The organism is Vibrio sinaloensis DSM 21326 (assembly GCF_000189275.1).
In the GTDB taxonomy this organism is placed as follows: Bacteria; Pseudomonadota; Gammaproteobacteria; order Enterobacterales; family Vibrionaceae; genus Vibrio; species Vibrio sinaloensis.
In genome coordinates this window covers 22,726-49,207 of record NZ_AEVT01000099.1, presented here as the reverse complement: position 1 = coordinate 49,207, position 26,482 = coordinate 22,726, and the positions used below count along the sequence as shown (strand labels likewise).

Sequence of the window (26,482 nt, the reverse complement as noted above, 5' to 3'; positions counted from 1 at the left end):
AGCATCCCCTCAATTACCCAGTCTATGAACGCAATTGAGCCGGCCGCCAACTATACTCAAGCTAAAACACACTGTTAGACCTAAAGTATGAGCCGAACCAAACAGTTTGAAGAGAGCATCAATAATCCATTTTTTAGCCGCATTGGCCGAAGGATCATCTTGATCATGATTTTACTCAGCGGAACAGTGACGCTTTTCACCACGCTGGTTCAGCTTTCATGGGACTATAAAGAGCAGTTCAACTCTATTGACCAAAGACAACTCGAAATTAAAAGTGTGCATGCTCCGCTTGTGGCCGCTTCGCTCTGGTCATTTGATCTCGTGTCATTGCAGCAAAGGCTAGATGGGCTGGTTAACCTTCCCAAGATAGCCTATCTTCGGGTCGATTCTGACGACTATAAGTTTGAAGCAGGTACACCAGTCACTCAAAGTGTGGTCGTCTCACAGTATCCCTTGTTGCACTTAGATCCGCAAACCAACTCAAGTGAAGAAATTGGTCAGATCTATGTCGAATCTAATGCCCAAGAAGTGTATGACTACTTGATTCGCCAGTTCGTTTATACCCTGCTCCTGAATATGTTTCGCACTTTGGTGGTGTGCGCAATTGTACTCATGGTTTTCCATCGCAGCATCAACCGAAGGATTTTTGCCATTGCCAAGTACCTACGCAGCTACAACCCTCGCCACCCAGCAGAGGCACTGGAGCTTGAACACAATTATTGGGTAGCCGAGAAGGAAGATGAGCTGGACTGGCTAGGAGATGAAACCAATAAAATCACCGCGAATGTGTCTACCTTGTACCAAACGATTCGCCAAGAGCAATTACGCCTTAACGATTTTGCTTTGGTCTCATCTGATTGGTTATGGGAAACCGATGAGAATGGCTACCTGCTTTATTGCTCAGAAACCATGAAGACCGCGTTATCCATTGAGGACAATAGCAAACCCCTGCTACGCGATGTGGCTGGTCTTGCTGAGTGCTACCAGCTTAAACAACACTTACAGCGCCGCTCTGACTTTGCAAGATGTGAAGAGCAAATCACCATGAACTGCATCACTTACTACCTGATGTTTCAGGCTAAAGCCCACTTTAAAGATGACAAGTTCTTAGGTTTTCGCGGCACAGCCATCAACATCACCGAACTGAAGCAAACCCAGATAGAACTCGAAGAGCTCAACCAGAATCTTGAACGCACCGTAGCTGAGCGCACTGTCGATTTAAAGCAGAGCATGGACCAACTTCAATCAGCCCAGCAACAGTTGGTAGAGCAAGAAAAGCTTGCCGCGCTCGGCGGGCTGGTTGCCGGTGTGGCGCATGAGGTAAATACGCCTTTAGGTATCGCTGTTACGGCTACCTCAGTGATTCGAGAGGCCACTCAGGAGCTCAACCTAGCGTTTAGCAATCAAACGCTGACCAGCAGCCAATTTGATACCGTCATGGGCCGCGTTGCCGAAGGCAGCGAGATGTTGGAAAGTAACCTAAACCGCGCTGCGAAACTGATTCGAGACTTTAAACAAACCGCGGTCGATCAAGTTTCAGAGAGCCGCTCGGCGTTTAACGTTTTGCAAGTCCTTGATGCGCTAGTGGCAAGCTTGCACCCCGAAACACGTAAAATACCTGTCACTCCCCAACTTAATGGTGATCAAACCTTGCATATGAACAGCCTACCGGGTGTGCTAACTCAGGTTGTGTCTAACTTGATACTCAACAGTGTCAATCATGCTTTCACTGATCAACCTCAGCCGAGTATCAACATTTCAGTGAGCGATAATGACGATAGCTTATTGCTAGAATATCGAGATAACGGCTGTGGCGTCGATAAATCTCTCCATCACAAAATCTTTGAACCCTTTTTTACGAGTAAGAGAGGAAAAGGTGGCTCGGGGCTGGGCCTGAATTTGGTTTTTAATCTGGTCACGCAAAAGTTGAAAGGCCAACTCACGTTTGATTCCGAGCCAAATGAAGGCGTTTACTACCGCATTACTCTACCCAAGGAATTACCAAGTGATGCCACCCCCGAACACAATCACGACTTTCATATATAGCCGTTAGTCAGGCAGCGCATTGCGAATATCAAGAAACTCTTGCCAATGCTGGAGCATCAAGTCGACCAGTAGGGGCTCGAAGTGAGCTCCTCGTTGGCTAATGATCTCCTGGCGAATATCTTCGTCACTCCACGGCTCTTTGTAACAGCGCTTCGAGCCTAATGCATCAAACACATCGGCTAAGGCGGCAATGCGTCCAGATAAAGGAATTTGCTCTCCCTTCAAGCCCGCTGGGTAGCCGCTGCCATCCCATTTTTCGTGATGATGACCCGCGATTTCTTTGGCAATTAATATCAAGCGTCGTTTGGAACGACTCAATATGTCTACACCATAATCGACATGGCGCTGCATCTCACGCCATTCATCATCGGTCAGCTTATCCGGTTTATGCAAAATCGAATCTGGCACCGCCACTTTACCAACGTCGTGTAATGGAGCCGCAAGCTTAATCATCATCACTTCACTGTCGGGCAGTCCATACAGCAAAGCGAGTTTTTCACATATAACCGCGACTCTTTGTACATGAGCCCCTGTCTCTTTACTGCGTGCTTCAACGGCATTGGCAAGGTTGTAGACCAACTCTTTCGAGGTTTCTTTAATATCAAGAAGCAGGCTAATGTTTTCAAAGGTGAGACCGATGTTATGCATGTATATCTCAAGCAACTGCATATCGAGATCATTCAAATGTTTGCTGTAGTTAACATAGAGAATGCTGTCGACACCTTGCTGATCGCGGGCGAATAACGCAAAGGCGTCGCCGAAGTTTTTCGACGAACGACTCTCCAAGGCTTCCTTGCAGCGATTCGCAACTTTCGGTGGCAATTTATCTAATGCACATCCTTGATAACAGTTGATGTAATCCCCTGAAGCCGCCAGCGTCAATGCACGCGTTTCTTCACCATGAGGTTGTGGCTTAACCACGCAGTAAAAAGCAGACTCTTCCAACTGGAGCAAAGACGTCAGTTGCTCCAGTACCGAGCTGGCGTAATCTTGTAGCGTTGAGGTGTTTTGTACCTTAGCAGACGATTCGATCACTTTGGCCAAGCCGTTTTTTTGCGCTGCAATTAGCTTTAAGTCGCGATATGAACGCAGCATAGAGTAGAGCAAGGTTTTGAGTTTTTGCGTCGTGAGATCGGTCTTCTCTTTATAATCGTCGATTTCATACTCACGAATAACGGTATCTTCAGGGGCTTGACCCGCTTGTCCTGTCCGCAGCACTAAGCGAATCAGTGAGTTATCGAGCTCTTCGCGAATGAACTGAACTAATTTGAGCCCGGCATGATCTGACTCCATCACCACATCAATGAGCGCTAAGGCGATATCGCTATGAGACGCACAAATCCCCTGGGCTTCTTCACCTGAGTAAGCAGAGATCAGCTCAAGTTTTTTACCATCAAATTCAAAACCGTTTAATGCCAGTCGCGTGATCTGATGCATCTGTTTATCATCATCGACCAACAACACCTTCCATGGCGCCTGAAGAGATTGCTCTGTTTCACTGGAGTCAGTGGCAGCGTTCCCTTCTCCTCGTTGGTCGGCAAAAAAATCCATGCGTGAGCTAGCCTCAACTTTCGTAGTATCTAAGTTAGGTTTAGCACATGGATAGCAATCTTTCTCGCTAATACATTAGTTATCTCTAACTAACAGCGGCATCAAAAAGAACACTCGTGTTAGAACGATTTTGTTCGATCACTCAATGCTTAAGACTGAGGAGCCACTACGGTATTACGCTCGATAAGTGTCGGCTCTAGTTGAACCACTTGCGAATCGGTTTGACCACCATCAAGTTTATTCAATAAAGCTTCAACCGCGGCTTTACCTAAACGATATTTAGGCTGGTGAATGGTGGTAAGCGCAGGGGTCATAAATTTAGAGATTTGAATATCATCGTAGCCGATAATCGATAACTGCTCTGGAATCTTAATGCCCTTTTCGTTGGCGGCGTTGATTACCCCCATTGCCATCATATCATTGCTGACAAACAGAGCAGTGGGCAGTGGGCCTTTATCAAACATTGCATTGAACGCACTGTACCCACCTTCACACTCAAAGTCCGCTTCGATAATCCAGTTGGCGTTGAACTCTAAGTTGGATTCGTTAAGCGCGCGCTTATAGCCTTCATAACGCATCTGCGCCTGGTGTTTGACTAACGGCCCGGTAATACAACCAATGTGCTTATGGCCGGCTTCAATGAGATGTTTAGCAGCCATATAACCGCCACGCAGCGAGTTATCCTGAATCTTATCGCTAGTAAACAGCATTGGCCCCCAGTCCATGACAACGACGGGAATATCAGGGTACTTATCGAATACATCAATGCGCTCACCTTCTAACGATGAGCACATCAGTATCAAGCCGTCAACGCGCTTTTGCAGCAAAGTGATGATGGATTCGCGCATGCGTTGGTTATCGCCCTCTGTATTGCACAGAATTAAGCTATACCCTTGCTGATAGCAGCTACGCTCTACGCCTTTTACCACTTCCCCAAAAAAAGGGTTGGTTGACGTGGTCACCAGCATGCCAATGGTTTTGGTTCGATTGACTTTGAGACTGCGCGCGAGCGCGGAAGGGGTGTAATTGAGTTCTTGAGCGGCTTTATTGACGCGCTCTGAGATTTCTTCACTCACAAAGCGCGATTTATTGATCACATGGCTAACGGTTGAGGTGGAAACGCCCGCTAGTTTGGCAATATCTTTCATAGTAGCCATGCAATAATCTCCCTATGCGGCTAAACCTTAGTTACAACGCTCTGCCAAAAACGCATCCACTTCTTCTCGAGTTGGGATAGAGGTTTGCGCGCCAAATCGTGTTACGGAGATAGCTGCAGCAGCATGAGCAAACTTGATGGCTGATTCTAGAGGTAAATCTTCTAATAAACCAGTGACCAATGCCCCATTAAATGTATCGCCTGCGGCGGTCGTGTCGGTTGCGTCAACTTTGAAGCCTTCAATCAGCTCTCCGCGTCCGTTTTGACTTAGCCAAACCCCTTTCGCACCAAGAGTGATCATTACAATTTCGATGCCTTTTCGATGCAGAACATTAGCCGCTTCCTGAGCGCTCTCGTTATCCGAAACCACAATGCCAGTTAGTAACTCAGCTTCGGTTTCATTTGGCGTAATCACATCAACACACGCCAGCAGTGAATCGGGAAGCTCACGTGCAGGCGCAGGGTTTAAAATAACATTAGTTTTCGCTTCTTTCGCGACTTGAGCGGCCTTCTCTATGCCACACATAGGGGTTTCTAGTTGCATCAACAAATATTTAGCTTGGCGAATTCTTTCCAGATCCGATTCAATGGCATCAGCGGTCAGTTTCGCGTTTGCTTCTGCGGAAATGCAGATGCTGTTTTCTCCACTATCCGCGACCTGAATCATAGCGATACCCGTTGGGCAATTAGGCTGCATCTTCACACCGGCGATATCGATGTTATCAAGCTTGAAGTTTTCACGGATATTGATGCCAAAAGCATCATCGCCGACACAAGCAATAAAGCCTGTGTCTGCATTGAGTCGCGCGGCGGCAACCGCTTGGTTTGCACCTTTGCCGCCAGGAATAACTTGATAGTTGCGACCGTGAAGTGTCTCGCCAGGACGAGGAAAAGAAGGCACTTGAAGAACATGGTCAGCGTTAACACTACCTAAAACCACTAACTTATTCATACGGTTATCCTCGGCTCTCTAGAGCCTTTATTTTTTGAACAGGGTAATAAGTTTGCGCTCTCTCAACAAAGTGGCGAAAAAACGCAAGCTTATGTGCCCTCCTCTCCCAAACGACAGATAACAAGGAAGAGGAAGGCAAAAGGATTACTTAGCGATCACTTTTAGCGGTACTGGGATGTACTGCTCAACTGAACCACCTTTCAGTACTTTGTCCGCCGTCTCGATACCTAAAGAACCGATCAGATCTGGTTGTTGCGCTACCGTTGCAGCTAATTTGCCACGGTTCACAGCAGCGATACCATCGTCAGTACCATCAAAACCAACGATCATTACGTCTTTGCCGGATGCCTGCACCGCGCGCAGAGCACCAAGTGCCATCTCATCGTTCTGCGCAAATACCGCTTGGACATCAGGGTTAGCAGCCAGCAAGTTCTCCATTACGTTAAGACCTTTAGTACGGTCGAAATCGGCGGGCTGGCTTGCAAGCAATTCCATTTCACTGCCTTTAACCGCATTCATGAAACCTTCACCACGTTCACGCGCAGCAGACGTACCGGCAATACCCTCAAGCTGGATAACTTTCGCTTTTTCGCCAACTTTCTCCATGATGTAGTGGCCCGCCATTTCACCACCAACCACGTTGTCAGAAGCGATGTGGCTAACGACTTCACCACGGCTCGCACCGCGGTCTAGCGTCAATACAGGGATGTTTGAGCGGTTAGCCATGCGAATCGCGTTAGATACGGCATCTGAGTCTGTTGGGTTAATCAAAATCGCTTTCACGCCACGAATAGTTAGATCTTCCACATTCGACAACTCTTTGCTTGGGTCATTCTGTGAATCGAGAACAATCAAGTCGTAGCCCAGTTCTTTCGCCTTAGCTTCCGCACCATCTTTCATCGTGACGAAAAATGGGTTGTTCAACGTAGACAGTACGATTGCCATCGTGTCCTGCGCCTGTGCTGAAACAGAAACGGTCGAGGTAAGAAGTGCAGCAGAGATAAATGTCGCTAATTTTTTCATTGTATTAGTCCTTGTGTAGGGTGGTTCGGAGTCCTTTCCTCCGAACCTGTTATGAATTCAGTTACTTGTTCTTGTTGTCCACCAGTACCGCAAGAAGAATGACCACTGCTTTTGCAATCATTTGGTAGTAAGACGAAACATCGAGTAGGTTTAGAGCGTTGTTCAAGAAGCCGATAATCAGTGCACCGATTAACGTTCCCATTATACGGCCTTTGCCCCCCATCAAGCTGGTGCCGCCCAATACAACCGCGGCAATAGCGTCTAGCTCGTAGCCCATACCCGCGGTAGGTTGAGCAGAAGAAAGGCGTGAGGTAATGATAATGCCGGCAAGCGCTGCTAGCAGACCACAGATTGCGTAAACGCCGATCTTAACGCGGTCAACATTGATACCTGACAAGCGCGTTGCAGACTCGTTACCACCTAATGCGTAAACATAGCGGCCAAAGCGAGTGTGGTTAAGTAAGAACCAAGCCGCGGCAAACACGATAACCATTAGCCACACGGGAACTGGGATACCCAGCGCGTAGCCTGTACCGAACCAAGCGAACGCATCCGCGGTATCTGAAAAACCGGTTGAGATAGGACGACCGTCTGTGTACACCATAGTGACACCGCGCAGCAGCGTCATGGTGACTAAGGTTGCGATAAAGGCCTGCACTTTACCTTTGGCGATGATGATGCCACTGATGGCACCGAGCGCAGCCCCTGCTACTAGCGCCGTTGGAACAGCTATAAGCACAGGAACTTCCATTGCAATTAAGCTAGCAGCAAACGCGCCACATAACGCCAGTACAGAGCCGACACTCAAGTCGATGCCTGCGGTTAAAATAACTAGCGTCATACCCACAGCAATAATGGCATTAACCGACGTTTGACGCAGAATGTTGAGAATGTTGTCTACGGTAAAAAAGTTAGGGTTAAGGAACGATACGACAACAATGAGAAAGAGCAGCGCAATCAGCGATTTTTGTTCGATTAGCCACTCTTTACTCAGCAGTTTCTTGCCATGTGTTTCATTGGGTTTGCTCATGGTATTGGTACTCATGCTGCTTCCTCGTTAATCTTTTTGCCAACTGCACACGCGAGCAGTTTTTCTTGGTCGGCATCTTTTGCGTCAAATTCACCACTGATTCGGCCTTCATGCATCACCATGATGCGGTCACTCATTCCAAGCACTTCTGGCATCTCAGAAGAGACCAAAATGATGCTCATGCCGTCAGCTTTAAATTTGTTAATCAGTTGGTAGATCTCTTTCTTAGCTCCGACATCGACACCACGCGTCGGCTCGTCAAGAATCAGTACTTTAGGTTTGGTCATTAGCCCTTTAGCAATCGCCACTTTCTGCTGATTACCACCGGACAAGTTACCAATGATTTGGTCTCGGGTCGGGGTCTTGATATTGAAGAGCTTGATGAAATCTTCCACCGCCACCACTTCCTCACCGTGTTGAATTCGACCACCTTGAGTCAACTTATCGAGAGAACATAGCGACATGTTTTCTTTGACCGATAAGCCAAGTACTAGACCATCACCTTTACGGTCTTCAGAAATGTAGGCAATGCCATTCGCTAAACCATCTTGTGGGCTCACCGGATTGATGGTTTTTTGATTCAGATTGATAACGCCGCGTTCACTCGGTAATGCGCCATAGATAACCTTCATCAATTCAGTACGCCCAGCCCCCATCAGGCCTGAAACACCAAGAATTTCACCGCGCTTTAGCGTAAAGCTGACATCGTGAATCCCAGAGCCCGTTAAGCCGATAACTTCAAGGCAAGTATCGCCGTGCTGAACATCAATACGCGGGTATTGTTCATCAAGCTTGCGTCCAACCATCATCTCGATCAGTCCATCTTCGTCGGTCTCGACAACTGGGCATTCACCGATAAATTTACCGTCACGCAGAACTGTGATGTCGTCGCAAATCTCAAAGATCTCTTTCAAACGGTGCGAGATGTAAACGATTCCGCAGTCTTGATCACGCAACTCATTGATCACTTTAAACAAAGACTCTGTTTCGGTATCCGTTAATGCATCCGTGGGCTCATCCATAATGATGACCTTGGATTCAAACGACAGCGCCTTGGCAATCTCAACCATCTGCTGCTCACCTAAGCTCAGCTCACCGAGCAAAGTCTTGGAGCTGTGTTTGACGTTAAGACGCGCAAGCAACTTATCTGCCTCAGCGTACATCTTGTCCCATTGAATTCGGCCCAGTGCGCCAGTGAACTCACGGCCAAGAAAAATGTTTTCGGCAATCGTTAACTCAGGTATCAAGTTCAACTCTTGGTGGATGATGCTGATACCCGCTTGTTGTGAATCTCTTGGCCCTTTAAACGCTGCAGGTTGCCCTTGGTAGTGAATAGAACCAGAGTCCATGCTGTAGATGCCAGTTAACACCTTCATTAGCGTTGACTTACCTGCACCATTTTCGCCCATCAGTGCCATTACGCGACCTGGATAAACGTTCAGACTCGCTTGGTCTAACGCCTTAACACCGGGAAACGCTTTCTCGATTGCACTCAGTTGTAAGATGGCTTGAGTCATAATCTGTCCTCAATATACTTGGCTTAAAAAACCACGCCAGCTTGGAAAATAACGTTCGCGTAAGGTGTACATTCACCGGTGCGAACCACGGCACGACTTTGAGTCGTACGGTCCTTAAAGGCTTCATGGGAAAGGTAAGTAACTGAAATCTCTTTACCTGTCGCTTCCTTCTCAGCCGCCAGTTCGGCAATCAAAGCTTGGTGATGAGTTGGACTAACCTTGGCAAACTCCTCCGCCATGATGACCCCTTCAATCTGAGATTCGCTTAACATCACACGTACGGTTTCAAGAAAACTTGGCACCCCATGCGTCAATGCCAAATCTATACGTTGAACTTCTTCAGGAATGGGTAAACCGGCATCACAAATGGTGATCTCATCGGTATGACCTAGCGTTGCCACTAAGTAAGAAAGTTCAGAGTTAATCAGGGTACTTTTTTTCATCTCATCGACCTATCGAATACACGTTTAAACAATCAAGAGTTCTCTATTTGGTATGCAATTCTTATTGACAGAAAACTCATCGAAACGTTTCGATGAAATAATAATAGCGATTTGTTTTTTTGCGAACAACGAGAATAAATAGTGTGAAAATGATCTTCCTTAAGGCATAAAGAGCCGTTTTTTTGGTGACTAACCTCACTAATTTCTTAATCGGATCCAGCCAGTAATTTCTGAATTTACGTGATCAAGACACACTTTTTGCTTAGGTTTCGGTATAGTAGCGCGAGAATATCGAAGGAATCACAACATGAAGAAAGTAACTTTAGCCCTGTTTACACTACTCGCACTGAGCGCGTGTAAAGATGAAGTAGGAACGCAAAGCTGGTGTGACCATAAAGCCGAAGCACCTAAGCATGAATGGAGTGCTCAAGACGCGGTAGATTATGCAAAACACTGTGTGCTTCTAGAACCTGTAGGCAGCAAATCTTGGTGTGCGGACCTGAAAGAAAAGCCAAAAGGTGATTGGAGTGCTAATGAAGTGAAGAACTTCGCTAAACACTGCATTATCTAAAAACATCGCCTCCCAATGGGAGGCGTTGATTTAGGTAGGGTTATCAATGATGACTCTGCCAGCGGTTTATCACATACTCATTTGGAGTATCATCAATCTTTAAGACCTTTACGGGCACCCCAACGGCCGTCGCGCTGCTTGGAACATCACGCGTCACCACAGCGCCTGCACCAATCTTAACGTTGTCACCAATCTTAACGTCTTCAACAATCGAAACATTTGGCCCGATATAAACATTGTCACCGATTTCAGCCGCATTCTCATGATTTGAGCCTATGGTCGTAAATGGTGAAAGATTCACATTGTTGCCTAATTTAGCAGTACGGTTCACCATGATGCCACCGCCATGACCGAGATAAAGACCATAGCCAATATCCGCTTTGATAGAAATATCGAGTAAATATTTTTGTTTAAATCGCAGATGTTGAAATCTGGCAATCGTCTTCAAAACGGGCGAATGGCTAAACTTAGCAATTCTTAACCAGACGGAGAATTTGAATCCGGTATTTAGAAAGTACTCTTTTAAGAAAGACTTATAGTTCAGATTATCTTCACCCACATAGCGACTAAGATCGCTTTTAATGTAGTTCGCCCACATCGACTCATGCTCCAATTAAAATCCAACCGAATAGGCACTCGTATTGTATCGAGGCCCCGTCAACCCCGCCTTACAACACCATAGATAGAACGAAGTCTGTTGCGATTATTTTCCGCTATTTAATCCTTGGCGGGTAGCATTCATATGATTAATAAAACAGTTTCAGAACATACCTACAGCGCATAAAACAAGAAAGGCACACCGAGTGGTGTGCCTTTCCTTCAACTTTGCTGAGTTGGCTTATGCGCGCTCTTCCAACGCAATGTTGTTATTCGCCCATAGCAATGCTTGCAGACGGTTTTTAGCATTGATCTTTTTGAAGATATTATGAAGGTGAGTTTTGACAGTGTTTTCACTAACAAACAATTCATCGGCAATTTGTAAGTTAGAGGCACCATGGCCGAGCAAGCGCATAATTTCTTTTTCACGCTTGGTTAAGTTGGCGTAGGCTTGGGATGTCGTCACCGTATTCGCGCAGCGGAAGTATTCAATATAATCTTGGGCCACTTTACGCGAGAGCCACATTTCATCGTTCATGATCTTTTCCATACCTTTTAACAGTAGGGAAATATCATCTTCTACGTAAAACACGCCGACCAAGTTACGCCACTTGAACAGCTGGGTAGAGGTGGCCTCTTTCGGGCAATTGATCACAATTTCTTTTACAGAGCGATCGCTTGCTGCTTTAATCTGGCTGTACTCGTTGAAGCGATCATCATCAAGATACTGAAAGTCGAACAGCACGAAATCACCTAAAAGTCGGCTATCACCATCATACGCTTGCAAGTCGTCAACAGAGACGATGTTAACGGTTAAATGAAGGCCTTTCTCCAATGAATCTTTGAATAGATTGGCTTGCATACTCACATCGGACAACAGTGTGATTTGATAATTTTTGCTCTCGGTCATTGGGGATTTCTCCGGCTACGCTCATTTAATAATTTAAAACTATCGTTTAGCTTGGATTAGTCAACATATCCCGTCTTAGATTCGTGACACACAAAAACAAAATTACCCTATAAATCATAAAGATATATAGACATTCTCATTTTTAAGAATGATACTTCATACTCTACTGATTACTCATAGTGCGTTTTTTGAGTGATTTTGCCGTCAGCAGAATCAGAGAAATCAACATAAATAATGATAGTGATCCCCCACTGCGACTTTGCGAAGATTCCGACACTACTTCGGCCTGAGTCGTACCGCTGTCTCGATTAACCAGTACACGAATTCCATCTTGAAGTGCGACGTACGCCTGAGGTTCAACTTGACCATTGAGGACTTGATTGATCCAGGTTTGATAGTCGTAGATGTCAGTAAAGACCGAGGTGACATTGTAGCGGACATCACCGCATGTCGCGGGGCCAAAACTCGTTAAGCCAACCTGAATGTATTCAATGCCGTTATAGAAATAGACAGGACCACCGGAGTCCCCTGAACAGGTCGAATTTTGAAAACCATTAACCTCATCTCCCCCAAAGCAAAGCTGTTTAGTGGTGATTTGACTGCCGATCTCAGTACGACAATCTGACGTTGAAATGTAGTCCAAGTCGGTTTGTAACAGTTCCGTCCCTCCCGGAACGTTGCCTTCAATAAACCCATGACCGACCGCTTTGAAATCCGCATTACTTGGATAGGCGTTGTTGTAGGTCGTGTTGAGCAAACTACGCATATCGCCCACTGGAAGTGGTGACTCTAGTTTGAGAATCGCAATGTCGTCCCGCCACAAGGTAGAGGAAGAGTCGGAGTAAGTATCGGGATAATAAAACTCTACCACTCGAGCTTGTGTACTAGAAAGAAACTGAGCTTCATCTTCAAGTTGCGGTGCAACCACCGTATAGAGCATGGTCTCATCTTGACCGTAAATACAGTGAGCAGCAGTCAGTGCGTACTCACTATTTATCATCGTCGCACCGCAAAAACTGTTGGTGCTGTAGAGCGTATCACTGCGATAAAATAGGCTGGCAAAAGAAGGGTAATTGGCAATATTAACCGTCGAGCCATTAACAATATATGGTTCGACTTCAAATGAGTGTATAGAGAAACTCACTAGCAGCGCAGAAGCGGCACCGATAGACTTGAACATAAGCACCCCACCCTTTCCGTATCTATCACCTATTAGTTTAGTTTACGAAATAGGGGGGAGCTGAGATTAATTAACGGGCTCTAATTTGCTCGTTTTTTACGCAAACCAAAGAATCCAAGGGTCAATAAAGAGAGCCACCCGAGTGAACCACCAGAGCCTCCAGACGAGCTAGCAGCATCAGTATGTTCATTGGTCGCTTTAACGTTCGCAGAGACATTCTCAACCAACTGGCGAGTATCACCTTCAGTAACTATATGGTACTTCGGTATCTCACCACCGTTGATCACGCGGTTAATCCAGTTTTGATAGTAGTGAATGTTGGTAAACGCTGAGGTAGCAGGCTCAGTTCTATCTCCACATGACTCAGGTCCGAAACTGGTAATGCCGATTTGAACATAGCCATCATTGGTACCAAAATCAGCATACACCGGACCGCCAGAATCCCCCTTACAGGTAGAGTTCTTATAGTTCCCATCTAGTGCACCATCAAAGCAGAGCTGGCCTTCCGACGTTCCGCAACGACTATCAAATGTAAACGTGAGATCGGTTTCAAGCAGGATACCGTCAGAGTCAACATTTCCTTCAATCAAACCATGACCAATCGCCTTATACCCACCCGTTCTTTGTAGTGTAGACTTTGCATTGTCAAAGTTAAGCTTGCTGATGTAGTTCGGTGCTCCAGATAAAGGGCGTGCAAGTTTGATGATCGCGATGTCGTTTGGCCATTTCTGAGCAGAGGAATGGACATAACCATCTGGATAATAGAATTCCACCGCGCGAACCGATTCATAATCACCATTCAAGTAACCTGATTCATTAGTGACATGCGGAACGGCCCATGTATGAAGCATCCGATTGTAATCACCATAGATACAATGCGCTGCAGTAAGAATGTATTCGCTGTTAATGATCGTAGAGCCACAGAAGTTGCCGTAAAATCGACCATCATCAAAATAAAGACTAGAAAATGAGGGGTAGTTAGCGATGTTCGCTTGTGTTCCGTTGACGATATAGGGGGTCGCTTCAAATGCATACACACCAGAACTCGCCAATAGAGGCAAAAATACTGCAAGCCTTTTCATAAATCTATCCTTTATTATTCGGTCGCCGCCATAATACATACAAAAAAACCTCTCAGTCGAGAGGTTTTATTCGTATCTTGAATAATGCTTAACCGCGATAGTAACGTTGCGGCACAAACGGCATTTTCTCAACCGTCATTGGCAGTTTTTTACCACGTACTTCAGCAAATAGCTCTGTACCTACCGCCATAAGATCGGCACGAACATAAGCCATTGAGACGGGCTTGCCTGCATTAGGACCGGCTGTTCCACTTGTTACCACACCGACTTTATTGTCATCTGCGTCGAACAGCTCTGTACCTTCACGCACAGGAGCTTTAGTTTGACCAACCAAACCAACACGCTTGCGAGATACATCTTTCGTTTCAATTTGTTTAAGGATGATATCCGCACCAGGGAAACCACCTTCACGCTCACCGCCTGCGCGACGTACTTTCTGAATACCCCATAGTAGGCTGGCTTCCACAGGTGTGGTTGTTGTGTCTAGGTCGTGACCGTACAGACACAAACCACACTCTAGACGCAGAGAATCACGTGCGCCCAAGCCGATCCATTCAACTTCTTCTTCCAACGTCAGTTTTTGTGCTAACTCTTCGGCATGTGTATTAGGTACAGAGATCTCGTATCCGTCTTCGCCAGTGTAACCACTGCGACTAACGATACATTCAACGCCCAGAATCTCAAGTTTCTTCACATCCATAAATAGCATGTCAGCCACATCAGCATTAAAGCGCTTAAGTACATCAACAGCCTTAGGGCCTTGCAGTGCAAGCAGTGCACGATCGTCGATGATTTCTAGCTCAACACCTGAAGGTAAGTGCGCTTCTAAATGATTGATGTCTTGCTCTTTACACGCAGCATTGACGACAACGAACAGGTGATCACCCAAATTTGCCACCATAAGGTCATCCATAATACCGCCCTGCTCATTCGTAAAGAACGCATAGCGCTGGTTGCCTTGTGGCAGATCGATAATATCAACGGGAACCAATGACTCTAGGAATGCCGCTGCACCTTCACCATGCAGGCGTAATTGCCCCATGTGAGATACATCGAATAGACCTGCAGCATCACGTGTATGTAGATGCTCTTTCTTTACACCAAGCTTATATTGCACTGGCATATCGTAGCCCGCGAAAGGAACCATTTTCGCACCCGCTTCTACATGTAATGCATGAAGTGGTGTTTTGAGTAGATCTTGAGTCATTGTTGTCTCCATTTAATCAGGTTCGTTTTCCACACTAGGAAACCTTGTTTCCAATAATAAACATGAGTGGAGAAATTTTGCACCATTAACATGTCGAGAACAGTTCAAAATGTGACATTTAACATTAAATTCACAATAGTAGAGAGTAAACAGAAGCGCCATCTCGAGCTAGGCTGGCTCAAGATGGCGCTATTGTACTCATCTAAATCACAAAAGCAAACGTTTGCCTTTATTATAGGAAAACTTAGAAAACTTAACGTTATTTAGCAGTCACCCACAAAATATGCGCGTCTTCTTCGCTGGTTGAAATCAGCATATGGCCCATATTGGCATCGTAATAAACGCTGTCCCCTTCACTCATTTCTACCGGCTCATAAAACTCTGAATAGAATCGAACAGAGCCGGAAAGAATAAGCAAAAATTCTTCGCCGTCGTGGCGAACCCAGTCGTTATATTCTTCAAAGCTACGCGCATGAACTTGGCTCTTAAATGGCATCATCTTTTTATTAGACAACTGCGTGGCCAACAGCTCGTGCTCATAGGTTGGAGTTGGGTGCGGTTTTCCTTGCCCTGCTTGGGTAATATCCCTACGGCCTGTTGCAACCTTTTTTCTAGGCGGTTCAAAGAGTTGCGGCATATCAATCTGCAACCCCATGGCCAGTTTTTGCATCGCCTGAAAGGTCGGAGAAATCTGTTCGTTTTCAATCTTACTCAAGGTAGAACGGGCTAGGCCCGTGCGTTGACTGGCCTCTTCGAGAGTCAAACCTAATTTGCCACGAATGTCCTTAATTCTGTCGCCCAATTTGAGCGGCTCTATGTTCTGATCGGTAGACTCTTTTGCAAGAGTCAATGATGGGTACTCATCATAGATATCTTCGGGCATGGTTCCCTCTACTTATATACGGCTACTTCCTGTCTCAATTTCATTGTGCACTAACCCCCTCTGAGAAAAAAGATTACAGCCGTAAATAAAGCGTGCTCTCGCTAACAGTTTTAGAAACCTTGTTTCCAATAGGAAATTTTTGGTTGATTGTTGTTGCGACAACCGCTATGTTACCAACTTGTTAGTTGTAGAGATGCTATTTCCGAACTGGTTGCTTGATAGATTTAACAATTAGATTCGGTTTTTCCCCACGGATTGAAACACTTATTTGGGGCTAAAAAATCGCTCTGTTCTTCACAAAGAAAGAGCAGTACTAGAAAGAGGACTGACGAGAACAACAAACTTTCATAACTATCTCGTCGGCATGAATGGAAGGTCATCTACCATGAACAAAACGTACCAAAATCACAGCTTAGAGAATTTTTTCTCTACTAACCTTGCTGCTACAGACGACGCAGTATTCGCAGGCATTCAAGCTGAGAACACTCGTCAAAATGAACAAATTGAATTAATCGCTTCTGAGAACATTGTGTCTAAAGCGGTTATGCAAGCACAAGGTACCTGTCTGACTAATAAATATGCAGAAGGCTACCCTGGCCGTCGTTACTACGGTGGCTGTGAACACGTTGATACGGTAGAGGCCATCGCCATCGAACGTGCGAAGCAACTTTTTAAGTGTGATTACGCAAACGTTCAACCTCACTCAGGCGCGCAAGCAAACGGCGCTGTAAAACTAGCTCTATTGCAACCGGGCGATACTATCTTAGGTATGTCACTGGACGCGGGTGGCCACTTAACACACGGCGCGCGCCCTGCGCTTTCAGGTAAATGGTTCAATGCTGTTCAATACGGCGTTGACCGCGAAACACTTGAGATCAACTACGAAGATGTTCGTCAATTAGCGCTAGAGCACAAACCTAAGATGATCATCGCTGGCGGTAGTGCGATTCCACGTACTATCGACTTTGCTAAGTTCCGCGAAATCGCAGACGAAGTTGACGCAATTCTAATGGTTGATATGGCACACATTGCTGGTCTTATCGCAACAGGTGCTCACCCTAGCCCACTACCACACGCACATGTTGTAACAACAACAACACACAAAACACTGCGTGGCCCTCGTGGCGGTATGATTCTGACTAACCACGAAGACATCATTAAGAAAATCAACTCAGCAGTCTTCCCTGGCCTTCAAGGTGGACCACTGATGCACGTTATCGCGGCTAAAGCGGTGGCGTTCGGTGAAGCTTTGGGACCTGAATTTAATACTTATATCGATTCGGTGATCAATAACGCAAAAGTTCTAGCTGAAGTATTGCAAACTCGCGGATGCGACATTGTGACAGGCGGAACTGATACCCACCTAATGCTGGTAGACCTACGCCCTAAAGGCCTGAAAGGTAACAAAGCAGAAGAAGCACTAGAGCGTGCTGGGATCACATGTAACAAAAATGGCATCCCATTCGATTCTGAGAAGCCTATGATTACATCGGGCATCCGTTTAGGAACGCCTGCGGGCACAAGCCGCGGCTTTGGCGCTGAAGAATTCAAACTCATCGGTAATTGGATCGGCGACGTACTGGATGGGCTAGTTGATAACCCAGAAGGTAACGCAGAAGTAGAGCAACGCGTTCGCAAAGAAGTGAAAACGCTTTGTAATCGCTTCCCACTTTACCAATAAACAATTTTATCAAAGTTATTTTGGAGATTAAGCAATGGACAAAACACTGAAGTTTGCAGATAGCCACGAATGGGTACGCGATAACGGTGACGGCACAGTAACAATCGGTATTTCTGAGCACGCGCAAGAAATGCTGGGTGACGTAGTATTCGTAGACTTACCAGAAGTGGAAGACGAAGTAGAAGCAGGTGAAAGCTTCTCCCTCGTAGAATCTGTAAAAGCAGCGTCTGACATCTATGCACCAATCACCGGTGAAATCGTAGAAATCAACGAAGAACTAGAAGATAGCCCAGAGCTAATCAACGAAGAGCCATACGAAGGTGGCTGGATCGTGAAAGTGAAGATGTCTGATGCATCTGAACTGGATAATCTGAAAGACGCAGACGAATACCTAAACTCAATCGAAGACGAGTAATTAGGAAGATTAGGAAGGCTGCCCCTGTTTCAGAGGCAGCTTTTTTTCAAAGTTCGGACGTATAATTAACATTATCAGTAGCGACTATCCGTTACCCGAACGATGGAGTAGGTAAAGGACAATGACTGAATTACTTCAAAGCCTCAGCACACAAAATGAGTTCGTTGGACGCCACAACGGACCAAACAAATCTGATCAACAGAAAATGTTGGAAGCGATCAATGCCGTTAGTCTTGATGCACTGATCGACGAAACCGTTCCAGCACAAATTCGCCTCGAACAACCAATGACTCTAGCAGAAGCAAAAAGCGAAGCAGACATGCTGGTTGCCATGCGCGAGTTCGCTGACCAAAACCAGATTAAGCGTACTTTCATCGGTCAGGGTTACTACAACACGTTCACGCCAAACGTCATCTTGCGTAACGTTCTAGAAAACCCAGGCTGGTACACCGCATATACCCCATACCAACCTGAAATTTCTCAAGGTCGTTTAGAAGCACTGCTTAACTTCCAACAAATGGTTATGGACTTAACTGCAATGGACATCGCCAACGCATCGCTACTTGATGAAGCGACGGCAGCAGGTGAAGCCATGACGCTATGTAAGCGTGCAGGTAAGAGCAAGAGTAAAGTCTTTTTCGTTGCTGATGATGTACACCCACAAACGCTCGAAGTGGTCAAAACTCGCGCCAAGTACATCGGCTTTGAAGTGATGGTTGGCTCGCTAGAGTCTCTACCAGAGCAAGATGTGTTCGGTGCCCTAGTTCAGTACCCAGGAACCACGGGCGAAGTACGTGATCTCACTGACATCATCGCAAAAGCGCAAGCAAACAAAACACTTGTCACAGTAGCAACCGATCTATTGGCGTCTGCGCTTCTAAAACCTGCAGGTGAAATGGGCGCAGATGTGGTTATCGGCTCAGCGCAACGCTTCGGCGTACCTATGGGTTACGGCGGTCCACACGCAGCCTTCATGGCAACACGTGACAAACACAAGCGTACCATGCCTGGTCGCGTCATCGGTGTTTCTATCGATACAAAAGGCAACCAAGCACTTCGTATGGCAATGCAAACTCGTGAGCAGCACATCCGCCGCGAGAAAGCGACATCAAATATCTGTACTGCTCAGGCTCTATTGGCAAACATGGCTTCTTTCTACGCAGTTTACCACGGCGCAGAAGGCCTACGTACTATTGCTCGTCGCACTCACCATATGACAGCAATCCTAGCTGCTGGTTTAACTAAGTCAGGCTTTGAGCTAGCACACAACAGCTTCTTCGATACCATCACCATCAATTCTGGTGAGCAAACAGAAGCTCTATTTGCGAAAGCGCAAGCCGCAGACATCAACCTACGCAAGCTAGACGGTAAGCTAGGTGTGAGCTTTGATGAAACCACCACCACAGACGACGTCAACGCCCTGTTTGCGGTATTTGGTGTGAAAGAAGAAGTCAACGCACTGTCTTCTGAAATTGCGGGTAACGAGTTCGCAGCGATTCCTGAAGCACTACGCCGTACTTCTGAGTACCTAACTCACCCAGTATTCAATACGCACCACAGCGAAACGCAGATGATGCGTTACCTTAAGCAGCTAGAGAATAAAGACTTCTCACTTACACACGGCATGATCCCACTGGGCAGCTGTACGATGAAGCTAAACGCTGCGGCAGAAATGATCCCAGTGACTTGGCCAGAGTTTGGTTCCATTCACCCATTCGCTCCTGCAGATCAAGCCGCAGGCTATGCAGCGCTAGCGAAAGATCTGAAAGAGAAGCTGTGCGAAATCACAGGTTACGACGATTTCTCACTGCAGCCTAACTCAGGTGCATCCGGTGAATACGCAGGTCTAATCGCAATTCAACGCTACCACGAAAGCCGTGGCGAGGGTCATCGTAACGTATGTTTGATCCCTAGCTCTGCGCACGGTACTAACCCTGCAACAGCGTCTATGGTGTCAATGAAAGTGGTTGTGGTTAAGTGTGATGATGATGGCAACATCGATATCGCCGACCTCGCTGCGAAAATCGAGAAGCACGCAGAAAACCTATCAAGCATCATGATCACTTACCCGTCTACACACGGCGTGTACGAAGAGCAAGTGAAAGAAGTGTGTGAAATGGTTCATGCGGCAGGCGGTCAAGTTTACCTAGACGGGGCAAACATGAACGCGCAAGTGGGTCTGACGTCTCCGGGCTTCATTGGCTCTGACGTTTCTCACTTGAACTTGCATAAAACATTCTGTATCCCTCACGGTGGTGGCGGTCCAGGTATGGGTCCTATTGGTGTTAAATCACATCTAGCACCTTTCCTACCAGGCCACATTGAGAACGGCGTACAAGGTTCAGACTTTGCCGTTTCAGCTGCGGATCTAGGCAGTGCCTCTATCCTGCCAATCTCGTGGGCATACATCGCGATGATGGGCGAAGCAGGCCTAACGGATGCCACTAAGGTCGCTATCCTGAACGCAAACTACGTGATGGAGCGTTTGCTACCTCACTACCCTGTTCTTTACCGCGGCACCAATGGCCGAGTAGCACACGAATGTATTATTGATATCCGTCCACTAAAAGAAGAGACAGGTATCAGTGAAGAAGACATCGCGAAACGTCTAATGGATTACGGTTTCCACGCACCAACCATGTCGTTCCCTGTTGCGGGCACGCTAATGGTAGAGCCAACCGAATCGGAAGATCTTGAAGAGCTGGATCGCTTCTGTGAAGCCATGATTGCTATCCGTCAAGAGATGACTGCCGTGAAGGAAGGCGCTTGGCCACTAGACAACAACCCACTAGTTAACGCTCCACATACTCAAGTTGATCTTGCAAGCGAAGAATGGGATCGTCCATACCCTCGCGAGCTTGGCTGCTTCCCATCGAAAGCAACCAAACAGTGGAAGTACTGGCCAACGGTTAACCGTGTAGACAACGTATACGGCGACCGTAACCTAATCTGCTCTTGCCCAAGCATCGATAACTACGAAGATTAATTCTTTGTACTACCGCTAAGGTAAGAAAAGCAAAAAGCGAACCATTTGGTTCGCTTTTTTATTGGCCATTCAAATTGTTAAGTCAAACCAGCTAGGGCTTTCTTCGCTACCCAATATGACAGATTGGTCAGAAGATTGGTCTGCAGTGGCGTTAGCTCAACCACACCACGAAGATTCTCGAAAAAAGTGCCGTAATGAGGAAAGTCTTCTAAACCGTCTTGATTGCCAATCCACTTTTTCTTCTCTGCCAGCTTAGACGCTAAACTGCGCTCTGCGATCGAGTCTTCCCACTCTTTACTGCGACAGTTGTAGACCCAGATAACCTCCACTTGATGATCTTCGTCAATCCCATAATGGCTGTTTTTTCGAGTTGTTAACTCTGATTTCGCGATCAACGCGGTATTCGCAACGTATTCTCCGCTGCTGCTCTCTTTATCTACCTGAGCACTAAACTGAGCAATAACATCCAACAGCTTATTTTTGCCATCTTTAAACACCACGTTAGTATCAAAGTCGCCAAACTTAAAAAGGTTGTCTATCGGCATAAACAAGGCTTTTAACGACTTGTTTATACTGCTATTGAGAGGTTGATTCATATCGGGAACGAACGGTTTTTTGGTGTTAACAAACACAACTATTGTCGGCACTTTTCTCGCCAATAGCGGCATCACACCTAGGTTTTCTAGATGCCCGCCATCAGAATGAGGATACTCTTCGGTGACTTGCAGTTTATCATCAGGCACATTGAGTGGAATGTGGTTAAACTCTGGGAAGCCTAGCGCGCCCAAGCCGATATTGTTGGTGATCTCCTGAGGGGCTACGCCTGTACTCGCAATAATATCACTGAGTGAGAATGCTTTTTCATTGGTGAAATCAAGCCCTGATTGCGGCGCCTGTTTGACCAGCATTTTGCTCTTCGTCCCTTCATCCAATTTGGCATAAGGACCTCTGCAATCATAGCCACAGCTGGTGACATAGCCGCCGCCAAAATAGTCATCCTGACTAAAGAAGTCATTATCGGTATGCCCTACCCGAACGCCCGAATAGTAAGGCGTGTATTCGACATGGTATTTTTTGTCGGAGTTGAGTCCATCTTCATTTAGTAACGTTGCGCCGAGAATCAAGAAAGGTGCGCCATCACGCGATAGCTGAAATTGGGCCGACATACCATTCGGAAAGCCCGACAGCGCAGCGCTTTTCGTTTCGTCATTGAAGGTAAAGTAACGACTTCGGCTTTCAAGGTCATAAGGTTTTAAAAAGACTTGTCCTAGTGCGTAAGCAAAACTCTCATCACCTCGCAGTTTCCCGCCTCCTTTTAACAAGTTAAAGATGAGAGGTGAAGAGGTGATAGCGCGTTGTAGAGAGCCCGGTAGAGTGTGTTTGCATAACGAAGTTGTTATCTTAGTTGGCTCTAAAATCTTGCCAAAATACGCCTCTAAGTTGTTGGTGAAACTGTAAGGAACCGCGGCCCAACCTCCACCAGAGACGGCCGAGATATACTTCACCCTGTCTATCAAATCAAGATCATGCAGCGCTTTCAGTTGTCCTAACGTGCAAGCAGCAGAACGTGTCCCGCCACCCGCGAAAGCGATACCCAAATCTCGCTCGGCATACTCGCCACCTTGTTTGAAACATTGCAGATCTAACTCAGGAAAGTAATTCTGCTGCGCCCAGTACTCGATATAGAATTTGTTCATATTATGTGTCCTAGCCAGTTGCTTCATAGAAACAGTAGTTCACAGGTACAGAGTCAATGAGTACCTCCACACAAAATACGCGCTAGGATAAATTTACGATGTAATAAAAGTGTAGATTTTAAGGTTTTTGGGACAAGTTGCACCAACAAGCAGTGCAGCGCTGCCACCTCCAGTAGCTAATTCTCTACTGCGATTTTTGCTAATAGTGATACACTCTGCGCGTTAGTATTATCGAGAATCTCTATGTTTATCCATCACGTTAACGGCATCGACTGGCTGGTCATTACCGCTTTTGAAGAACTGAAACCTCTATTTATTGAAGACGCAGGAGCGATTCCTGCCTGCTTCTCGAGCACCAGTGAATTGAGCCTGATTGATCAAGCCAAGCGCACTTATGGATACTTGCCTAAGCTCAAGGGCGTAATCACTGATACGGGCACGTTTAAAAGTCAGGATAACGAAGAAGATTTGAACCCACAGCTTGCTTGCCTAGTTGAAGGACGCGGACGGGTGTTTATTTATCATGGTGGCTTTGTTGCATTTGTCGATGACGAGCAAACCTTTATTACCCGATTGGACTGATTTTTCTTCTGCACGTGGAAATCGATCAATTGCAGGCTCACTGAATCATACCTTCCAGTGAGCCCGATTACCTTTAATACGTGACCGCGATTATTGAAGGTAGGCGTTTAACATCCACATTAGCTTTTCTTGCTCACGAATATAGTCACCCATTAACGCAGCGGTACCTTCATCCGCAGCATCGCCTGCTTGCTCTAGAATAGTGCGCTGCTTAACCAGCAGTTGGCTAAAGCCATTAACGAGACCAGCGACACACGCTTTACCTGCAGTCGCGTTTTGATGTTCGGTAATCGCACTTACTTCAAGATAACGGCTAAAGGCATGATCGGGAGTGTGACCTAACGTTAAGATACGCTCGGCAATCTCATCGATTTTGGTTTGCAGATCGGTGTAAATCTCTTCAAATTTTACGTGCAGTTCGAAAAACGCCTCACCTTTAATGTTCCAATGATAGCCGCGCGCATTCATGTAAAGCACTTGGTAGTGCGCCAATAGTGAATTCAGTTCTTTAGCGAGTTGCTCTGATTGCTGTTGGTCAAGTCCAATGAAATTCTTAGTCATATCAAGCCCCTTGGTTGATGTCGGTTAATCTGCTTTGTTAGACATAGCTTATGCCTATCAATAACAAAAAGTAATTCGACATTTCCTATCTATTCGATAGTTAGAAGCTATTGTTGATTGACTTGGATCGCCTCAAAAACCATGTGCCAAATGACTTAAATAAACTCGTCATTCAGCCTTAACAACGCTATATGGCCTGCTGTTTTTGTATCGTAAACACAACTGGGTTTTTAAAACTAAATCTGCTATCGGATATCGCCACTTTACCGCCTTTCAATGGCATTGCTGCTTCCTTTCGTGTTTTATCCCCAAAATACACCTTTAAAATACTCGATGCGCTCTAGGATCATTTCCAATTTGCATTCTTCAATTTGAACCCCTTGCCAAGGTGAAGGTGTCGAAGATAAGCCAACGAATTCACACTCTGCGTCTTTGAATTTTAGCCAAGCACGCTGCGATGCCCGAAAAGGCTCGACTAACTCCGTCTCTGACCATGTCTTGCGCAGCGCCGTTTCTTCTTCGCGAATTCGGATAATCGCTTGTTGATACGTTTTATTAAGTTCCGCATCCGCCGCCTTTAATTTTTGCTCAACGCACAAATAGCCAGCCATTACACCGCCGCCTTGCATATTACAAGGATCTTCTACACCATCCGCCGCCAGCAAGGGCGCCGATACTAACGTCAAACACATCAATAACTTTTTCATTGTCACCCTAGTCTTTTATGTCATCTAACCGATTGATTAAACGTTAATTCTTTCCAATATTCTCGAGCGGGTATTGTGACTTCTGTTAGCCATTTTCTCCTAGCTTTTCAGTCACAAAATCAAGAAAAACCTTTATCCTCTCAGGTTGATAATCCCCCCCACGATAAAGAGCATTCAAAGGGTACCTGAGTGGCTTAAAGCCGATATCCAACTTATGCAGTTGGCCTCGATTGACATAGGTCTTGGCAATGACGTCTGGTTGATAGCTGACACCAATACCAGCCAGCGTTAACTGACGAATAAGCCGTGGACTGTTGCTTTTAAAAACCGTTTTTACAGCGATGCTACTGGTGTTTCTATTGGTCGCGCTCTCTAAGGGCCAACGCGAATTGGAGTGTAAATTGCTGTCGATCAGACAAGGTAAGCGACTCAGTTCTGCGTCACCTTGATACAGGCTGGCAAGCTCAGTAGAAGCATAAACCGAGCTCTGAACGGACAGTATCTTGCGGTAGTTTAAGCCAGAATCGTTGAGTTCACTGGCACGAAAAGCGATATCTATCCCCTGCTCGACCAAATCCAATTTCTGATTGGTGACGATCATGTCGATCTGAATGTCGGGATAGCGATGGTGAAACTCAGGGATAAATGGGCTGAGCAGCTCTTCAGCAAAACCTTGCGAGGCAGTGACACGTAAAGGACCCGCGGCACCTTTGTTGTTGGCCGGAAGTTGGCTGTACAACTTGTCGAACTGCATCAGCACCTGCTGAGCTTGCTGGTAGAACTCATGACCGGATTGATTAACTGAAAGCTTGCGCGTCGTGCGATTAAATAGTTTAACCCCAAGCTCCTCTTCAACTCGATTCACGTATTTTGAAGTGAGCGATTTTGAGATGCCTAATCGCTCGGCGGCAGCCGTAAACGATCCAGTTTCGATCACCGCGACAACTGTCCTCATTCCATCGATAGTATCCATAGATTGTCAACATATTAGAAATTATCATTCCATGTTAGTCCGGTTTTTCTTTGGTGCAAGTTGTTCTTAAATAACAACCAAACAAACGGTTAGGAGTACATCATGATCAAACTTTACTGGCACCCAATCTCTGGGCATGCACACCGAGCACACATGCTACTGAGCATGCTTGGGCTGGATTTCGAATTGATAGAGGTAGATTTACCGGCTGGAGAGCATCAGCAAGCTGAGTTCTTGGCGTTGAACCCATTTGGCCAAATTCCAGTGTTGGTTGATGGTGAAACGATCATTGCGGACTCTAATGCGATATTGATTTACCTTGCTGGTGTTTATGACGATAACCAGAGTTGGCTACCAGAGGGACCACGAGACAGAGCTCATGTTGAACAGTTCTTGTCGTTGGCTGCCCACCGACTGGCAGGCTCTATCGCCAAACTGCGTGCTGCTAACTTGTTTAATCGCACTATCGACAACGAGCCATTAGCGCTAGAGGCGTATAAGTTATTAGCACAACTCAATGGTTACCTGATTGAGCGTACTTGGTTGGTGGGTGCTAAGCCGACGATTGCCGACTTGGCACTTTACAGTTACCTCAAGCTTGCCCCTGAAGCTGGGATTAGCTTAGCAGACTCTCCTGATTTGCAACGATGGCTAACACAGGTAGAAGCGCTACCGGGTTTTGTACCCATGCAAGTGTCTAATGTTGGGCTAAATAAAAACCGTAGTTAGCCT

Annotated in this window: 24 protein-coding genes; 7 read left to right on the top strand and 17 right to left on the bottom strand. The window is 46.2% G+C overall.

Features of this window, described 5'->3' with window-relative positions; genetic code table 11:
• Positions 1 to 87: 87 nt before the first annotated feature.
• On the top strand, positions 88 to 2,046 hold the full coding sequence (locus RH45_RS18190) for a PAS domain-containing sensor histidine kinase (RefSeq protein WP_008079993.1): 1,959 nt from the start codon (positions 88 to 90) through the stop codon (positions 2,044 to 2,046).
• A gap of 3 nt (positions 2,047 to 2,049) precedes the next feature.
• Here RH45_RS18190 and RH45_RS18185 read toward each other — a convergent pair whose 3' ends face one another.
• From RH45_RS18185 to rbsD, 7 genes are all read right to left on the bottom strand, one after another.
• Entirely contained in the window at positions 2,050 to 3,597 is a 1,548-nt protein-coding gene (locus tag RH45_RS18185) for a DUF3369 domain-containing protein (protein WP_008079991.1), read from the bottom strand.
• A 149-nt stretch (positions 3,598 to 3,746) separates the two neighbouring features.
• Positions 3,747 to 4,754 (bottom strand): substrate-binding domain-containing protein, encoded by a 1,008-nt coding sequence (locus RH45_RS18180; RefSeq protein WP_008079985.1) that lies wholly within the window; start codon positions 4,752 to 4,754, stop codon positions 3,747 to 3,749.
• 27 nt (positions 4,755 to 4,781) lie between these two features.
• The gene (gene rbsK, locus RH45_RS18175) at positions 4,782 to 5,705 is read right to left on the bottom strand and encodes a ribokinase (protein ID WP_008079984.1); all 924 of its coding nucleotides are present in this window, start codon (positions 5,703 to 5,705) and stop codon (positions 4,782 to 4,784) included.
• 144 nt (positions 5,706 to 5,849) lie between these two features.
• Entirely contained in the window at positions 5,850 to 6,728 is an 879-nt protein-coding gene (rbsB, locus tag RH45_RS18170) for a ribose ABC transporter substrate-binding protein RbsB (RefSeq protein WP_008079983.1), read from the bottom strand.
• A 61-nt stretch (positions 6,729 to 6,789) separates the two neighbouring features.
• A complete protein-coding gene (gene rbsC / locus RH45_RS18165; protein ID WP_008079982.1) occupies positions 6,790 to 7,773 on the bottom strand; it encodes a ribose ABC transporter permease in 984 nt (327 codons plus the stop codon).
• Entirely contained in the window at positions 7,770 to 9,275 is a 1,506-nt protein-coding gene (gene rbsA / locus RH45_RS18160) for a ribose ABC transporter ATP-binding protein RbsA (RefSeq protein ID WP_008079981.1), read from the bottom strand. The genes rbsC and rbsA overlap by 4 nt, the downstream gene beginning before the upstream one ends.
• Before the next feature lie 23 nt (positions 9,276 to 9,298).
• On the bottom strand, positions 9,299 to 9,718 hold the full coding sequence (rbsD, locus tag RH45_RS18155; RefSeq protein WP_008079980.1) for a D-ribose pyranase: 420 nt from the start codon (positions 9,716 to 9,718) through the stop codon (positions 9,299 to 9,301).
• Between the two features lie 307 nt (positions 9,719 to 10,025).
• Here rbsD and RH45_RS18150 point away from each other — a divergent pair, with 307 nt between their 5' ends.
• Positions 10,026 to 10,289 carry a DUF3012 domain-containing protein gene (locus RH45_RS18150; RefSeq protein ID WP_008079979.1) on the top strand — a complete coding sequence of 88 codons (264 nt, stop codon included), beginning with the start codon at positions 10,026 to 10,028 and terminating at the stop codon, positions 10,287 to 10,289.
• A 43-nt stretch (positions 10,290 to 10,332) separates the two neighbouring features.
• Here RH45_RS18150 and RH45_RS18145 read toward each other — a convergent pair whose 3' ends face one another.
• The 6 genes from RH45_RS18145 to RH45_RS18115 all read right to left on the bottom strand — a co-directional run bounded on the left by RH45_RS18145 (position 10,333) and on the right by RH45_RS18115 (position 16,148).
• Positions 10,333 to 10,887, bottom strand: coding sequence for a DapH/DapD/GlmU-related protein (locus RH45_RS18145; protein ID WP_008079978.1), 555 nt, complete (start codon positions 10,885 to 10,887; stop codon positions 10,333 to 10,335).
• A 240-nt stretch (positions 10,888 to 11,127) separates the two neighbouring features.
• Positions 11,128 to 11,796, bottom strand: coding sequence for a LuxR C-terminal-related transcriptional regulator (locus tag RH45_RS18140; RefSeq protein ID WP_008079977.1), 669 nt, complete (start codon positions 11,794 to 11,796; stop codon positions 11,128 to 11,130).
• Positions 11,797 to 11,959: 163 nt separating this feature from the next.
• A complete protein-coding gene (locus tag RH45_RS18135) occupies positions 11,960 to 12,976 on the bottom strand; it encodes a S1 family peptidase (RefSeq protein ID WP_008079976.1) in 1,017 nt (338 codons plus the stop codon).
• Positions 12,977 to 13,056: 80 nt separating this feature from the next.
• On the bottom strand, positions 13,057 to 14,058 hold the full coding sequence (locus RH45_RS18130) for a S1 family peptidase (protein WP_008079975.1): 1,002 nt from the start codon (positions 14,056 to 14,058) through the stop codon (positions 13,057 to 13,059).
• Positions 14,059 to 14,146: 88 nt separating this feature from the next.
• On the bottom strand, positions 14,147 to 15,265 hold the full coding sequence (gcvT, locus tag RH45_RS18125; RefSeq protein WP_008079974.1) for a glycine cleavage system aminomethyltransferase GcvT: 1,119 nt from the start codon (positions 15,263 to 15,265) through the stop codon (positions 14,147 to 14,149).
• A gap of 259 nt (positions 15,266 to 15,524) precedes the next feature.
• Complete coding sequence (locus RH45_RS18115) at positions 15,525 to 16,148, bottom strand: helix-turn-helix domain-containing protein (RefSeq protein WP_008079972.1); 624 nt, start codon at positions 16,146 to 16,148, stop codon at positions 15,525 to 15,527.
• A gap of 385 nt (positions 16,149 to 16,533) precedes the next feature.
• On the opposite strand from RH45_RS18115, the gene RH45_RS18110 reads away from it, so the two are divergent.
• The 3 genes from RH45_RS18110 (at position 16,534) to gcvP (ending at position 21,230) form a co-directional block, all read left to right on the top strand.
• Positions 16,534 to 17,829, top strand: a complete 1,296-nt coding sequence (locus RH45_RS18110) for a serine hydroxymethyltransferase (RefSeq protein ID WP_008079971.1) — start codon at positions 16,534 to 16,536, stop codon at positions 17,827 to 17,829.
• A gap of 34 nt (positions 17,830 to 17,863) precedes the next feature.
• On the top strand, positions 17,864 to 18,244 hold the full coding sequence (gene gcvH, locus RH45_RS18105; protein WP_008079963.1) for a glycine cleavage system protein GcvH: 381 nt from the start codon (positions 17,864 to 17,866) through the stop codon (positions 18,242 to 18,244).
• A 121-nt stretch (positions 18,245 to 18,365) separates the two neighbouring features.
• Positions 18,366 to 21,230, top strand: coding sequence for an aminomethyl-transferring glycine dehydrogenase (gcvP, locus tag RH45_RS18100; RefSeq protein ID WP_008079962.1), 2,865 nt, complete (start codon positions 18,366 to 18,368; stop codon positions 21,228 to 21,230).
• Between the two features lie 77 nt (positions 21,231 to 21,307).
• Here gcvP and RH45_RS18095 read toward each other — a convergent pair whose 3' ends face one another.
• Positions 21,308 to 22,927, bottom strand: a complete 1,620-nt coding sequence (locus RH45_RS18095) for a patatin-like phospholipase domain-containing protein (protein WP_008079961.1) — start codon at positions 22,925 to 22,927, stop codon at positions 21,308 to 21,310.
• A 243-nt stretch (positions 22,928 to 23,170) separates the two neighbouring features.
• Between RH45_RS18095 and RH45_RS18090 the strand changes: the two genes are divergently transcribed.
• Positions 23,171 to 23,509: a hypothetical protein gene (locus RH45_RS18090; protein WP_008079960.1), complete on the top strand. Its 339-nt coding sequence runs from the start codon at positions 23,171 to 23,173 to the stop codon at positions 23,507 to 23,509.
• 90 nt (positions 23,510 to 23,599) lie between these two features.
• On the opposite strand, the gene RH45_RS18085 is transcribed toward RH45_RS18090, so the two are convergent.
• The 3 genes from RH45_RS18085 to RH45_RS18075 all read right to left on the bottom strand — a co-directional run bounded on the left by RH45_RS18085 (position 23,600) and on the right by RH45_RS18075 (position 25,750).
• The gene (locus RH45_RS18085) at positions 23,600 to 24,070 is read right to left on the bottom strand and encodes a Dps family protein (protein ID WP_008079959.1); all 471 of its coding nucleotides are present in this window, start codon (positions 24,068 to 24,070) and stop codon (positions 23,600 to 23,602) included.
• A 302-nt stretch (positions 24,071 to 24,372) separates the two neighbouring features.
• On the bottom strand, positions 24,373 to 24,777 hold the full coding sequence (locus tag RH45_RS18080; RefSeq protein WP_008079957.1) for a lysozyme inhibitor LprI family protein: 405 nt from the start codon (positions 24,775 to 24,777) through the stop codon (positions 24,373 to 24,375).
• Positions 24,778 to 24,862: 85 nt separating this feature from the next.
• Positions 24,863 to 25,750, bottom strand: a complete 888-nt coding sequence (locus RH45_RS18075) for a LysR family transcriptional regulator (protein ID WP_100086113.1) — start codon at positions 25,748 to 25,750, stop codon at positions 24,863 to 24,865.
• 102 nt (positions 25,751 to 25,852) lie between these two features.
• Here RH45_RS18075 and RH45_RS18070 point away from each other — a divergent pair, with 102 nt between their 5' ends.
• Positions 25,853 to 26,479 carry a glutathione S-transferase family protein gene (locus RH45_RS18070; protein ID WP_008079955.1) on the top strand — a complete coding sequence of 209 codons (627 nt, stop codon included), beginning with the start codon at positions 25,853 to 25,855 and terminating at the stop codon, positions 26,477 to 26,479.
• Positions 26,480 to 26,482: the final 3 nt, after the last annotated feature.